At 55.6% G+C, this 11,966-nt stretch carries 15 protein-coding genes; 4 read left to right on the top strand and 11 right to left on the bottom strand.

Annotation, left to right across the window (positions count from 1 at the left end):
* A partial coding sequence (gene pepT, locus DZC51_RS04355; protein WP_157294151.1) for a peptidase T occupies window positions 1-893 on the top strand: 893 nt, incomplete at its 5' end.
* A gap of 12 nt (window positions 894-905) precedes the next feature.
* Window positions 906-1,871 (top strand): DMT family transporter, encoded by a 966-nt coding sequence (locus DZC51_RS04350; protein ID WP_157294150.1) that lies wholly within the window; start codon window positions 906-908, stop codon window positions 1,869-1,871.
* Window positions 1,872-1,927: 56 nt separating this feature from the next.
* Here the strand turns inward: DZC51_RS04350 and DZC51_RS04345 are convergent, their stop codons facing one another.
* From DZC51_RS04345 to DZC51_RS04335, 3 genes are read right to left on the bottom strand one after another with little or no spacing between them, the layout of a single operon-like run.
* Complete coding sequence (locus DZC51_RS04345) at window positions 1,928-2,365, bottom strand: NUDIX hydrolase (RefSeq protein WP_370513672.1); 438 nt, start codon at window positions 2,363-2,365, stop codon at window positions 1,928-1,930.
* Window positions 2,334-3,842, bottom strand: a complete 1,509-nt coding sequence (locus tag DZC51_RS04340; RefSeq protein WP_157294149.1) for a peptidase MA family metallohydrolase — start codon at window positions 3,840-3,842, stop codon at window positions 2,334-2,336. The genes DZC51_RS04345 and DZC51_RS04340 overlap by 32 nt, the downstream gene beginning before the upstream one ends.
* Window positions 3,805-4,290, bottom strand: coding sequence for a YusW family protein (locus DZC51_RS04335; protein WP_157294148.1), 486 nt, complete (start codon window positions 4,288-4,290; stop codon window positions 3,805-3,807). Before DZC51_RS04335 ends, DZC51_RS04340 begins: the two co-directional genes overlap by 38 nt.
* Before the next feature lie 230 nt (window positions 4,291-4,520).
* Between DZC51_RS04335 and DZC51_RS16260 the strand changes: the two genes are divergently transcribed.
* A complete protein-coding gene (locus tag DZC51_RS16260; RefSeq protein ID WP_221761803.1) occupies window positions 4,521-4,628 on the top strand; it encodes a putative holin-like toxin in 108 nt (35 codons plus the stop codon).
* A 180-nt stretch (window positions 4,629-4,808) separates the two neighbouring features.
* Here DZC51_RS16260 and DZC51_RS04330 read toward each other — a convergent pair whose 3' ends face one another.
* The 7 genes from DZC51_RS04330 to DZC51_RS04300 form a co-directional block, all read right to left on the bottom strand.
* On the bottom strand, window positions 4,809-5,903 hold the full coding sequence (locus DZC51_RS04330) for an ABC transporter substrate-binding protein (protein WP_157294147.1): 1,095 nt from the start codon (window positions 5,901-5,903) through the stop codon (window positions 4,809-4,811).
* Between the two features lie 91 nt (window positions 5,904-5,994).
* Window positions 5,995-6,774 carry an ABC transporter ATP-binding protein gene (locus DZC51_RS04325; RefSeq protein ID WP_157294146.1) on the bottom strand — a complete coding sequence of 260 codons (780 nt, stop codon included), beginning with the start codon at window positions 6,772-6,774 and terminating at the stop codon, window positions 5,995-5,997.
* Window positions 6,775-6,778: 4 nt separating this feature from the next.
* On the bottom strand, window positions 6,779-7,585 hold the full coding sequence (locus DZC51_RS04320; protein ID WP_157294145.1) for an ABC transporter permease: 807 nt from the start codon (window positions 7,583-7,585) through the stop codon (window positions 6,779-6,781).
* Window positions 7,586-7,710: 125 nt separating this feature from the next.
* Window positions 7,711-8,127, bottom strand: coding sequence for a hypothetical protein (locus tag DZC51_RS04315; RefSeq protein WP_157294144.1), 417 nt, complete (start codon window positions 8,125-8,127; stop codon window positions 7,711-7,713).
* Window positions 8,128-8,257: 130 nt separating this feature from the next.
* Entirely contained in the window at window positions 8,258-9,256 is a 999-nt protein-coding gene (locus DZC51_RS04310) for a sodium:calcium antiporter (RefSeq protein WP_157294143.1), read from the bottom strand.
* The gene (locus tag DZC51_RS04305) at window positions 9,257-9,727 is read right to left on the bottom strand and encodes a YaiI/YqxD family protein (protein WP_157294142.1); all 471 of its coding nucleotides are present in this window, start codon (window positions 9,725-9,727) and stop codon (window positions 9,257-9,259) included. It lies immediately after the preceding gene.
* Entirely contained in the window at window positions 9,724-10,281 is a 558-nt protein-coding gene (locus DZC51_RS04300; protein ID WP_232524057.1) for an ATP-binding protein, read from the bottom strand. Before DZC51_RS04300 ends, DZC51_RS04305 begins: the two co-directional genes overlap by 4 nt.
* A gap of 93 nt (window positions 10,282-10,374) precedes the next feature.
* Between DZC51_RS04300 and DZC51_RS04295 the strand changes: the two genes are divergently transcribed.
* Entirely contained in the window at window positions 10,375-11,082 is a 708-nt protein-coding gene (locus tag DZC51_RS04295; RefSeq protein WP_157294155.1) for a hypothetical protein, read from the top strand.
* A 76-nt stretch (window positions 11,083-11,158) separates the two neighbouring features.
* Here DZC51_RS04295 and DZC51_RS04290 read toward each other — a convergent pair whose 3' ends face one another.
* Window positions 11,159-11,893, bottom strand: coding sequence for a MerR family transcriptional regulator (locus DZC51_RS04290; RefSeq protein ID WP_157294141.1), 735 nt, complete (start codon window positions 11,891-11,893; stop codon window positions 11,159-11,161).
* Window positions 11,894-11,966 lie beyond the last annotated feature (73 nt).

Below are 11,966 nucleotides of genomic sequence, written 5' to 3'. Positions count from 1 at the left end.
TGGCCAAATCCGTGTTCCCGCAGCTGGACAATTACAAAGGCCACACGCTGATTACAACAGATGGCACGACGCTTCTCGGCGCCGACAACAAGGCCGGCATCGCGGAGATCATGACCGCGATGGAATACCTCGCGCAAAACCCGGAAATCAAACACGGCAAGCTCCGCGTGGCCTTCTCGCCGGATGAGGAAATCGGACGTGGCCCGCATAAGTTCGACGTCGAAGCATTCGGCGCGGACTACGCCTACACAATGGACGGCGGCCCGCTCGGGGAGCTCCAGTACGAAAGCTTTAATGCGGCCGCAGCCAAAGTGACGTTCAAAGGCACGAACATCCACCCGGGCTCCGCGAAGGACAAGATGGTCAATTCGATCCTCATCGCCCATGAGTTCCAGGCAGCGATGCCAGCGGATGAGATTCCGCAGAAAACTGATGATTACGAAGGCTTCATCCACCTCATGTACGTGGACGGAACGGTCGAGAAGACCACACTCTCCTACATCATCCGGGACCACAGCCGCGAGAAGTTCGAAGCGAAAAAGCAGCTGATCGAGGAAACGGCCGCCAAGCTGAACAGCCAATACGGCGAAGGCACGGTCGAGCTCGAGCTGAACGACCAGTACTACAACATGGCGGAGAAAATCGAGCCGGTCATGCATATCGTTGACATCGCATCCGATGCCTTCAAGAACCTCGGCATCGAACCGAACATCATCCCGGTGCGCGGCGGCACGGACGGCTCTCAGCTTTCCTACATGGGCCTGCCGACACCGAACATCTTCACAGGCGGCGAAAACTTCCACGGCAAGTATGAATTCATCTCCGCCGACAACATGGAAAAAGCGTCGAATGTCATCATCGAGATGGTGAAACTGTACGAAGAGCGCGCGTAAGGAGGTCGCATCATGAAGGAGATCACGCTCGGCATCCTGGCCTCTCTGTTTTTTGCAGTGACGTTCGTCCTGAACCGCTCGATGGAGCTGGACGGCGGCAGCTGGATGTGGAGTGCCTCACTCCGCTTCTTCTTCATGGTGCCGTTTTTGCTTCTGATAGTTGCATTCCGAAGGGGGCTGGGAACCTCATTCGCTGAAATGAAGCGCATCCCCGGTCCGTTCATGCTCTGGAGCTTTTGCGCATTTGTGCTGTTCTACGCGCCGCTCACGTTTGCGGCAGCATACAGCCCGGGCTGGCTCGTCGCGGGAACGTGGCAGCTGACAATTGTTGCGGGCGTCCTGCTCGCTCCGCTGTTCTTATTCACCGTAAAAACGGCGGACGGTGAAAAGACGGCCAGGCACCGGATTCCCCTCATTTCGCTCGGCATTTCCTGCATCATCTTGCTTGGCGTCGTTCTGATCCAATTGCCGCATGCCGGTACTGTCGACGGCCGGACAATTCTGCTCGGCATTCTGCCGATTGCCGTCGCGGCGTTAGCTTACCCGCTCGGCAACCGGAAGATGATGGAGGCGCTCGGAGGACGGCTCGATACATTTCAGCGGGTGCTGGCGATGACACTTGTCTCGCTTCCGTTCTGGGTGCTGCTTGCCGGAATTGCCATTGCGACGGTCGGGTGGCCATCATGGGGACAGGTCGTCCAGTCGTTTATCGTCGCGGTCTCATCCGGCGTCATCGCGACGACGCTGTTTTTCATGGCGACCGATCTTGCCCGGCATGACCAGGGCCGTCTCGCCGCGGTCGAAGCGACCCAGTCGCTTGAAATCGTCTTCGCCCTTGGCGGAGAGATGATCCTGCTGTCGCTCCCGCTTCCCGGCCCGGTCGCCCTCGGCGGCATCGCCGTCATCATCATCGGCATGTCGCTGCACAGCTTTCAGACCATGATCGCAAAGCGGAAAGCCGTCGCACAGGTTTCATAATCCAGACATAAAAGGACCGCTCCGATTCATTCGGAGCGGTCCTTTGTCATGAAAACTTATACAGTTTGAGAAGGCGCTGCTTCACCGAACAAGGACAGCAAAAACGGACGGTCTTCCGGGAAAGAAAGTTCAAGGGTGCCCACCTCTTCTTTTTCCTTCCAGCCAATCTCATGGATCAGTTCATCCGGGTCACAGATTTCCATCCGGCCGCCGGTGATGGCCACTTCGAAATACCGGACTTCGACCGCTCCGTCCGACTTCACGAAAAGCGGACGGAGCACCTTTCCTTCATATCCGGTTTCTTCTTTCAGCTCACGGAGGCAGCAGGATTCAAATGTTTCCCCAGCTTCCTTCCCTCCGGATGGCACAGCCCACTTCTTCTCCTCTTCAGGTGTTCCCTGAAGCACCATCAGGAGCCGGCCCTCTTCATCCAAACAGACCGCCGCTGCGCCCTTCCACATCTTAATCCCCGCTCCTCTCTCCAAAATCTTCATTTGGGAATTCCTTCTGCCATTTCGCGAGCAGTTCCGCCCTAATTGCCTGATTGAAAAACAGCTCTTTTTCAAACAAAGCCCGATAGCCTTGTAACGGATGAGTACCGGCAACCTGTTCATACGGTTCTTCCCACTGACGGATCATGTGAGAAGACGTGGCGTCTTCCGGAAGATTGGTCAGTGCTTCTTGAACCAAACCTGACGCCCGTTCCGAATGAAACAGCAGAGTCAGCTCCGCCAGTAAGGCATAGTCGAAGGAATCCATGTCATAAGGGCGGAACGCCCTTTTTTGCTCGAGGCTGTACATCAGTTCCTTCCATTCCTCTGCATGCAGTAAAAGGATGCGCCGATAATCTTCCACCTCTTTGGCTGTCCGGCTGCCTTCCGCGGCTGACCAGTCAGCCAGCACCTGCGCGGCACCTTCAAAGTCTTCTTTGAACAGGCGATCTTGAAAATGCCTAACCGTTTCCTGCATTTGTTTTCCATCTTTCCTATAGGCATTCATCAGTGAATCACTGAAATCCGCACTGCTTTTGCCGGTCAGCTTTTCCAACCTGGCATAGAACTGGTCCTGCGAAGATGAATGAAGGAGAAGCAAAACGGGCTCTTTTCCATAACGCTCGATCAGATGGGCTACCGCAAAATAGCTTTGTGCATAAATGTCGGTATGCTCAGGGGCCGCCAAGAAGTCTTTGTGGCTGGCGAATTCCCGTAGGTCACCTGAAATCTCCACTTCATCTGGGTCGGCAGGGGCGAGAGGATGCTGAACATACATCGCCAGGCCTTCCTCAAACCAACTTGGCATGGATCCGCGCGGAGTCCCGTGAAGGGTCTGATACTGGTGCGAACGATAGTGGACATATTCATGGAGCAGAACGGACCTCCAGTCGGAAGTGCCGGAGAGCAGCGTGGCAGTAGACGCTTCCCAGTTATATATTCCCGCTGACTGATCAGCAACTTCTCCCAAAAGACGATCCGAGAAACGGACAGTCAGCCGTGCTTCCGGAGCTTCACCCAATAGCTCGGAGACCTTTGGCTCGACCTGATGCAGTTCAGAACGCACCTCATCAGCCAGCTGCCCCTCGTCCTCACGATATAAAATCGTGTACTGTCCCGATTCCAGCACCCGGCCGGTCCGCTCCGGCCATTCGATTGATAAGATTGCTGCCATAACCAGCAGTGCAGCACTGGCCAGAACCGTGAAAACAAACAGAGTCACGGATAACCATGCCTGATTCAGCTTGTACAAGGCAAGTATCCCTGCCGTAAAAAGCACGAGACTGCAGATTGACGCCAGTAAAATCATAGACCCTCCAATATTTCCCTTTCGTCTAATATTAGCATCCCCTCCGCTTTCCTCGCGACAGGAGTTTGAAAATTTTGTTTTCAGGCACCAAAAAAAATGTCCGCTCACTATGCCAGTGGCGAACGTTCCTTGATTATTGTTCCACTTCAAAATCACGCTTGGTCCCGTCACTGAATCTGAGCTCCAGGGAAAAGTCGGTGAAATTGTCCGGAAGGCTGAACGTCGAAAGAACCTTTTGGACCTCTTCCTCCTGATTGGAAGATGGTGTCAGCTCCAGCTGTTCGACGAGCGGATATAGATCATTGAATGCCTCGATTCCCTGTTTTTTGATGCCGTTCATATCGTCTTCATAGCCGGCCACGACCGAGTCGTCCGGTTTCAGCTCAAGCTCGGCTTCGTACTCCTCGTCATTGTCGTATTCGACTTCCAGTTCAAATTCCGTGTAATCCAATGCCTGCATCTGCTTCCTTATGTTGGCCTGTCCGCTGCCATCCGAAGCCTGGGTTTCAGCCGCCTCCGCTTCTTCCTCCTGCACCGCTTCCTCCGCTCCATCCGAACCGCACGCCGCCAATGCGAGCGCCCCCGCAATGACGACCGGGCATGCAAATTTCACCTTCACCCTGATCCCTCCTCCGGTGTCTTGCTACTCGCATTCCCGGCGATCACAGTTGATACACGTAGACTTTTGGAGGAAATCATTTCTCTTGGTAATCGAAACGGCTGTTCTCGGGGGTAAATAGACCCCTTATGTAAAAACCCCGACTCAATAGGGGAACACTCGTTCTGTTTTGTGGTATAATAAGTAGCAGCCTGGCCCGGACGGCATTCCCCTGGGAGGGGGTGATGCCTTTGACCGTCGCCGAAGCGGCCGGATTGATCATTCAGGTGGCCGGCGCCATCGTCGGCCTGCTGACGCTTGTCGTAACACTGATCGTCGCCATCAGCAAAAAAGAATAGCCGTCCCCCCTCGGCCAAGGTTGGGACGGCTCTCGTCGTATCCGCCTGCCCCGTCCGGGCACAGGCTGCACCGGGCCGGATGTTTGCGCATCCGGTCCTTTTCGTAGTTCCTCTTTCTCATGTCATTATACCTTATCGCTCCGGTTGCCTCAAGAAAACTCCGGTTTTTGAAACAGGGGGTCAGTCGCTGTCATACGATCCAAGGATCTCTAGCGCCTCTTCTGTGATCGAAGTATCGATCGCCTTATCAAAATCGATCTCGCCCGAGATGGCACCCGCCGCCTTGTAGTGTTCGTACTGCTCACGGATGTTGTCGATGAACATCTTGCCGTCCGGGTCAAGGCCCGTCACCTGCACCTGCTCCCACATTTCCGGATCCTTCAGCGCGGTATGCTTCACCATGATGTCGATGATCTCATCCTTGCCCTCATCCTTCTGGAACGCATCGTTATAATCACGCAGACCCTTCAGGTAAGCGAGCATGAAGCGCAGTGAGATGTCTTTTTCCTGCGTCATGAACTGAGGGGAACCGAGCACCATCGCCACCTGGGTGTCCGGCGCAAACTCAGTTGCGTCGCGGAAGCGCTCGTGCATACCCTGAAGGACGCCTTGTGCGATAAGCGGCTCGATGCTGAGTGCCATGTCCACGGTGCCGTTATCGACCGCTCCGAGCATGCTGCCGAAGTCGCCGATCAGGACGAATTCAACGTCTTCCTCCGTGAAGCCGGCATGCTCGAGAAGCTTATCGAAGAAATAGCTGTCAATCGAGTTGCGCGACGACACGGCGATTTTCTTACCCTTGATGTCGGCGTATTCCTCAATGCCGCTGTCTACACCCCTGACGAATGTGAAGTACGATTTTCCGGGGACATTATGTCCTTTGTCGGCGATGATCCGGACATCGATGCCTTGGGCAATCGCGTTGAAGAACGATGCGGTCGAAACGCCGCCCGCAATGTCCACCTCGCCCGCAGCGACCGCAGGCAGCATCTCATCACTGTTGGCGAACTGGGCAAACTCCACGTCGATGTTATAGTCCTCGAAATAACCCTTTTCCTTCGCGATATAGAATCCGGCCCCCGATGCTGCACCGTCTTCCGCGATCGTGACCGTCACGCGCTCTTTAAGCGGTGCCAGGTCTCCGGACGGATGCTCCCCGTTCGGCGGATCCGCAGTTTCCTTCGGCGGCGCCGGCTCTTTCTGTGTGCAGCCTGCCAATAGCAGGAGGGCAGCCGCAGCCGCGGCGATGCCCGCCTTCAATTTGTGTTTCCCCATACCGATCCCCCATCTCTCTGTCTTTTTCCCAACGGGCCGAACTGCATGCCGCAATTGCAAAATCACCTAGTCAGCTCAGAAAAACCAGCATTCACCCTCTTGACCGCTGCACTTCATCCTGGAGATGCTTCAGCACCCGGACGAACTGCTCCGCGATGTCCGGATCTGCCCGTATGGCTTCCATTGTCCTCGGCCTTGGTGCCGCCACCCGGATCTCCTCGGAGATTCTTCCCGGCTGGGCGCTCATCAGGAGGATCCGGTCAGATAAAAGAAGCGCTTCGTCGATGCTGTGTGTGATGAACAGCACCGTTTTCCTCGTCTCCGCCCATATCTGCAGGAGCTCTTCCTGGAGGATGAACTTGTTCTGCTCATCAAGTGCGGCGAACGGCTCATCCATGAGGAGGATTTCCGGATCGTTTGCAAAGGCCCGGGCGATGCCGACCCGCTGCTTCATCCCTCCGGACAGCTCCTTGGGGAAACGGTCCGCAAACGCCATGAGTCCGGTTTTCTCCAGATAATAGTCGGTCCGCTCCTTCACGACCTTTTTCGGCAGCTTCCGCATTTCGAGGCCGAACGCGACATTGTCACGGACGGTGAGCCACGGGATGACCCCCCGCTCCTGGAACACCATCGACTGGAGCGGCCGTTCCTCTTTTTCCCGGGCAATTTCATATTCGCCGGCACTGGGCTGTTCGAGGTCTGCCAGAATCCGGAGGAGGGTCGTCTTGCCGCAGCCGCTCGGGCCGACCAGACAGACAAATTCCCCGTCTTGGATGTCGAGCGTGACGTTGTCTAGCGCCGTGATGCTTTCGCCTTTCTGATAGAACACCTTCGTCAGGTTGCGGATGCGGATTTTCACGTCGTTTTTCATCCCGTCACCTCCACCTCAGGATTTTTCTCTGGAGCCCGCGCAGCAGGAGCGAGAACAGATAGCCGAAGAAAGAGATCAGGATAAGTCCGACGTACATCTCCTGCAGGAGGAACGCCTTGTAGGAAGTCCAGATCAGGAATCCGATCCCCGATACCGACCCCATCATCTCTGCTGCCACAATCGTCAGCAGGGCAATCGCCTGGCCCATCTGGATTCCTTCCAGCATGACAGGGAGCGCACCGGGGAAGGCGATCTTGAGAAAATAGTCTTTTGAGTCGGCCCCGTAGTTTTTCGCGAGGTCCATGTGGATCGGGTCGATGTTCATGACGCCCGCCGCCGTGTTGATGACGACCGGGAAAAATACACTTCCCGCGATGGTCACGACCTTTGACAGGTCACCGATGCCGAACAGGATGATGATGATCGGCAACAGCGCCAGCGTCGGAATCGGCATGAGTGCCATGACGATCGGCTGGACAAAATGCCGGATCGGTGAGTAGAGCCCCATTAGGAGGCCGATGACCACGCCGGGAATGACCCCGAGCAGAAAGCCGCCGAATATCCGGTAGAGCGAAACCCCGATATGCGTGAGCAGTTCCCCGCTTGCCGCCAGGTTCCAGAACGTCTCAAGGATCGCTGTCGGCGGCGGAAAGAACCTCGGATCGATGACGGCTGTCCGGGACAGCAATTCCCAGAGGAGCAGCATGAAGATCGGGGAGGAGACGGTGAGGAGTTGCTTCATCCGTTCCTTCATCTGCCGTTTTTTCCATTCGGCCCGTTCGACCGCGACCGGGTTATGGTCTGATGCCATACGCCTTCACCCCTTCCCGTACAGGATATGAGCCCGCCCGGATAGATGTCTGGGCACAAAAAAACCGCCTCTTTTTTGAGGCGGCAGTGGGCTGCACGGCTGTTTGGGAGCTTCCGGCTCAGGTTTCATGTCCAGATCAGCCAGATCAGGAAACCCGTGATGAAGAAAGCATCGGCAATCGCCAAAAATAGGCCAAGGTCCCGCTTTCGTTTCCTTTTCCATACCGACGTCTTCTGCCGGGGCATGCTGTTGTGCAGGCTGACGGCAAAAAGGGCTACCGACAGAGTCTTGACTAACAGATTGCCGGTGACAATCGACGCCAGCATATAAAACAGCCACCTGCGGCTGAAATTAAGCGCAAGTGAAAGGGTCAGCAGCGGAAGGCTGTCCTGTTTGATGGCAAGGTCCTCACTGGGCGATAGCTCGGCAATTCCCCTTGCTTCTTCCGGCTGATCGTGCAGATAGCCCATGTTGATCCAGAGGACCACCAGGCAATAGACCATGATCATGAACTCATCGAAGATACCGGCCATTTCACTCATCTCCGTCCCTCTCCAAGAAGATTCGCATCTCCCTGCGGATGAATGCTTCGGCGCGGCACAAAACCGCGTCTGTCCCTATCATGGCCGCCAGGAAGGTCTCTTAGACTCTATACCCGGATTATTCTTCCTCTTATCCCTGGAACATGAGGTAAGATGCAATAAAATAGCCGACCACGATCAGGATGGACGGGACCATATAAGAAGCATGGGAGACGGTCTTTTTCCTGGCAAGCGCAAGCAGGATGATGACGGAAAGCACCAAAACGACAAATGCGGTGATCCGGTGGGACGGATCGGCCACCGAGAGCACCGGTCCTTCGCTGTAAAACAGATCGGAAAGGAAAATGATGAGCATGTTGAACATGTTGCTTCCGAGAATCGATCCGAGGGCGAGATTGACGTTCTTCGCCCGGAGCGCGACAAAAACCGAGACGGCTTCCGGAAGCGATGTGGTCGCGGCAATCAGGAAGCTGCCGACAAAGCTTGAGCCAAGTCCGGTGATGACCGCGATCCTGTCCCCCATGACCGACAGGACCGTTCCTGCAGCCATGATCAGCAGAGCCGCGAGAGAAAAGCCGATGACGGCGCGTCGGACGGTGATGCCGTTGTCTTCCTCGGACAGCACCGTTTCGTCCGGTTCCGGTACGGTGGGGCCTGCAGCTCCGCTTTTGGAAACGCGCCCGACAACACTGATTCCGATGGCGTACAGCACAACGATGACGACTGAGTCCAGCCCGACACCGAACACCTGCCATTCAGGACGCAGCAGCAGCGAAACGTAGGCAACCGCCATCAGGACCAATCCGGCCCCGGCGGTATAAAGATGATTTCGGCCTGCCAGCTCCAACAGATGTTTCCTCCGGTAGGCCAGGTCAAAACAGGCAAAAATGAACAGGTTGAACATATTGGAACCGACAACGTTGCCGATCGCAATGTCGGGGTTGCCGATCAGAACTGCAGAAACGCTTGTCGTCACTTCCGGGAGCGATGTCGCCCCCGCAAGGAGGAGCGTCCCGACAAGAAGGCCGCCCATCGCCGTCTTTGCACTGAGCACATCGGCGTAATTGGACAGTTTGATAGCCGCAAATACCGTAACGGCAGCAGCCAGTGTAAACCAGACAAATGCCATTTACTCTTCGTTCCCTTCTCCAAGTGCCGCTTTGCCGGAATATCCGGAAAGGAGCACTGCCAAATTGCGCTCAAACCGGATATTGGCTTCCGGCTTGCGTTTTTTGGGCCCCTTCATGCGGCCGCCCGCATCGCGCACTTTTTTCGAGACATACCTGCTCATGAGCAGGCTGTCGATATTGTCTTCCGTGTAGAGACGGCCGTTCTGGTCGATCGGACGCCCGCCTTTGGCGAGGACCATGGCAGCAAGGCCGTAATCCTGGGTCACGACGATGTCACCCGGACTCACACGGTTCACAAGCAGGAAATCCACTGCATCAGCGCCTTTTGAGACGATGACCGTCTCGGCTCCTTCCCGGTGCATCTCGTGTGCAGTATCACAAAGCAAAGTGACCGGAATTTCATGCTTTTTCGCCGTACGGATCGTTTCAGCCACGACCGGGCAGCCGTCCGCATCCACAAGAATCTTCATCGGCCGTCCCCCGTTTCCATTAGCCCGGTAATTTTCCGGATGACGGAGTCCGTGTCATCCGGAAGACGGACCGTGAACAGATGGTCCGCCTCACCTTCCGCCGGAGCGAGAACCGGAAAAGCCGCCTTCTGACGGTCGAGCAGTTCATCGAAGGTCAGGCTCACACGGAAGATTTTCGTGCTCCTGCCGCTTTCCCTGATGCGGATCCGAAGATGGTCTTCAGGGATGTTGAAAAAGACCAACACCGTAGTAAAACCGTGTTTCCTGTAATAATCCAGCCATTCCAGACGCGCTTCACGGCCCAGGTTCGAGTTGGATATAATTAGATGGAGTCCGGTATTACGGACAGCGTGGTCGACCAGTGTCTGCGTGAGGGCATACTTAATCGTATTGGGCCCCTTTTCCGGAAGAAGCTCCGGATAATTCCGGTTCAGAAATTCCGCCTGCAGATCCTGGTCGACGACAATCGAACCGGCAAGCGCTTCTGCCAACCGGTTTGCAAATGTGGTCTTCCCGCTATGTGTCTTCCCCACCGTCATGATGGCCAATCGCATGCCGGCCGCCCCCCTTCCTGAATAGTTTCAAGATAGCACACCGGGATGCAGGGTGCATTCCGGAACCCCGTCCCGGTGCGGTATACTAACGATATGATGAACCTGACACATGAACAAAAGCGCCAACTGAATAGCTATAGCATCTATACGGATCAACCTGCGCACCCTCTGTTTACCCTCCAATCACTGAAATCCGACCCGGAAAGCGCATTGAAGCTTGTGCGTGCCGTAAGCGGGACGGATAACCCGGCCGTCGCTGCTTCCTACTTCAGCAGGCGGGTGGGCATGTTCACGGCGATGCAGCTGTATACTCTGATTGTCTATGAGGAACTGTGGCAAGGGCCTGATGACGCCCTGCAATTCGGCGCCGTCGAGGAATACGGCAAGCTTTCTGTCAGCATGTTCCTGCGCGGGGGCGGATACGTCATGGCAGAAGAAGCGGAACGCACCGGCATGATCCGGAATCTTCTGCGGATCTATTCGAAAGAGGTGTCCGATGCACTCCGGACCGTCTCGTCCGCTCCGTCCCTCACCCACTGGGAGAATATGTTCGGTTTCCTGCTTTACCATCTGCATGTTCTTTTGTCAGACCCGTGGATGGCGGCTGACGCGGAGGCGGTCATGGACATCCTGAAAGACGGCCGGACATGGGAGGGCCTTGCGAAGGAATCGCTCTTCGCCAAGTATCTCCGCGGCTCGCATCCGTCAGTCCTCCTCAACACGACCGTCCGAACGACATGCTGTCACTCAAAGGATGTTCCCGGCCTCATGCAGTGCGGCTACTGTCCGCTCAAGCGGTAGTCCTTTATGGGCTAAGGATCACCGGAAGGTAAAAGGAGCTGCGGGGATTTAACTCCATCCCCGCAGCTCCTTTTATTTATCCGAATATCCTTGCGAAAAATCCCTTTTTTGGTTCTTCTGTCTGCACGGTCATCATGCCTGCCTGCTTTTCCCTGTCTTCCTCGATCTGCAGCAGGACTTCGTCCAGTACTTTCTTCATGAGCTGGACTTCCTGTTTGAGCGACTGGTTTTCCTTGATGACGGTCTCTGCCTGTTCCTTGGAGATCGCCGGGGCTTCAGGAAGGTTTTTGCTCAACGCTTCGCTTGTGCGTGCGGGAAGGTCCTTGTTCAGCTCGCCGATCATTTCGCGGACTTCACGGATCTCCTTCATCTCTTCTTCCTGCCTGGCGGTATTTTCGACCAGTGCCTGATGGATCCGGTCGTTTCCTTCCACCTGGCTTTTCGCCATCGTCATCAGCAGTTCCTTCAGCTGCTCATTGGCCTGCTCCTGCTTCTCCAGCTTCTTCAGCAGGTTGATGAATGTTTCCGGGGTTGCCGGAATGTTTTCCTGGCGCTCTACGACCAGGCCGCCAAACCGGTCCAGCAGGACGTCTTCCACTTCCCGGTAGTCGGTCCTCTTCATGCCCTTTTCACGCTGGGCGTTGATGACTTCCTGGATGGTCCTGATCCGCTCGATCTGCTCCTCGTTGTACATGCGTCCGTGGACGAAATCCTGCTCCACATCACCGATGAGGCCGCGGTCTTCCCAGTTGCGCAGTGTATGAGATTCAATGCCGAATTCCTTCGTGACATCTCCTATGTATTTAACCATGGGTCCTCCTCTTTCCGATTGATTGCTTATGTTAGTCATTCCCCGTCTCCCATTGTAGCACGGAAACAGGCTA

The organism is Bhargavaea sp. CC-171006, assembly GCF_009761675.1.
Taxonomy (GTDB): Bacteria; Bacillota; Bacilli; order Bacillales_A; family Planococcaceae; genus Bhargavaea; species Bhargavaea changchunensis.
Note: the sequence above shows the minus strand (reverse complement) of the source record. Positions and strands in the feature narration are given on the sequence as shown.

What these genes read in the sequence shown, in the direction of transcription:
- DZC51_RS04350 (WP_157294150.1), top strand. Translation starts at nt 906, where the DNA reads ATGAAGGAGATCACGCTCGGCATCCTGGCCTCTCTGTTTTTTGCAGTG.
- DZC51_RS04345 (WP_370513672.1), bottom strand. Translation starts at nt 2,365, where the DNA reads ATGAAGATTTTGGAGAGAGGAGCGGGGATTAAGATGTGGAAGGGCGCA.
- DZC51_RS04330 (WP_157294147.1), bottom strand. Translation starts at nt 5,903, where the DNA reads ATGGGGAAACACAAATTGAAGGCGGGCATCGCCGCGGCTGCGGCTGCC.
- DZC51_RS04325 (WP_157294146.1), bottom strand. Translation starts at nt 6,774, where the DNA reads ATGAAAAACGACGTGAAAATCCGCATCCGCAACCTGACGAAGGTGTTC.
- DZC51_RS04320 (WP_157294145.1), bottom strand. Translation starts at nt 7,585, where the DNA reads ATGGCATCAGACCATAACCCGGTCGCGGTCGAACGGGCCGAATGGAAA.
- DZC51_RS04315 (WP_157294144.1), bottom strand. Translation starts at nt 8,127, where the DNA reads ATGAGTGAAATGGCCGGTATCTTCGATGAGTTCATGATCATGGTCTAT.
- DZC51_RS04310 (WP_157294143.1), bottom strand. Translation starts at nt 9,256, where the DNA reads ATGGCATTTGTCTGGTTTACACTGGCTGCTGCCGTTACGGTATTTGCG.
- DZC51_RS04305 (WP_157294142.1), bottom strand. Translation starts at nt 9,727, where the DNA reads ATGAAGATTCTTGTGGATGCGGACGGCTGCCCGGTCGTGGCTGAAACG.
- DZC51_RS04300 (WP_232524057.1), bottom strand. Translation starts at nt 10,281, where the DNA reads ATGCGATTGGCCATCATGACGGTGGGGAAGACACATAGCGGGAAGACC.
- DZC51_RS04295 (WP_157294155.1), top strand. Translation starts at nt 10,375, where the DNA reads ATGATGAACCTGACACATGAACAAAAGCGCCAACTGAATAGCTATAGC.
- DZC51_RS04290 (WP_157294141.1), bottom strand. Translation starts at nt 11,893, where the DNA reads ATGGTTAAATACATAGGAGATGTCACGAAGGAATTCGGCATTGAATCT.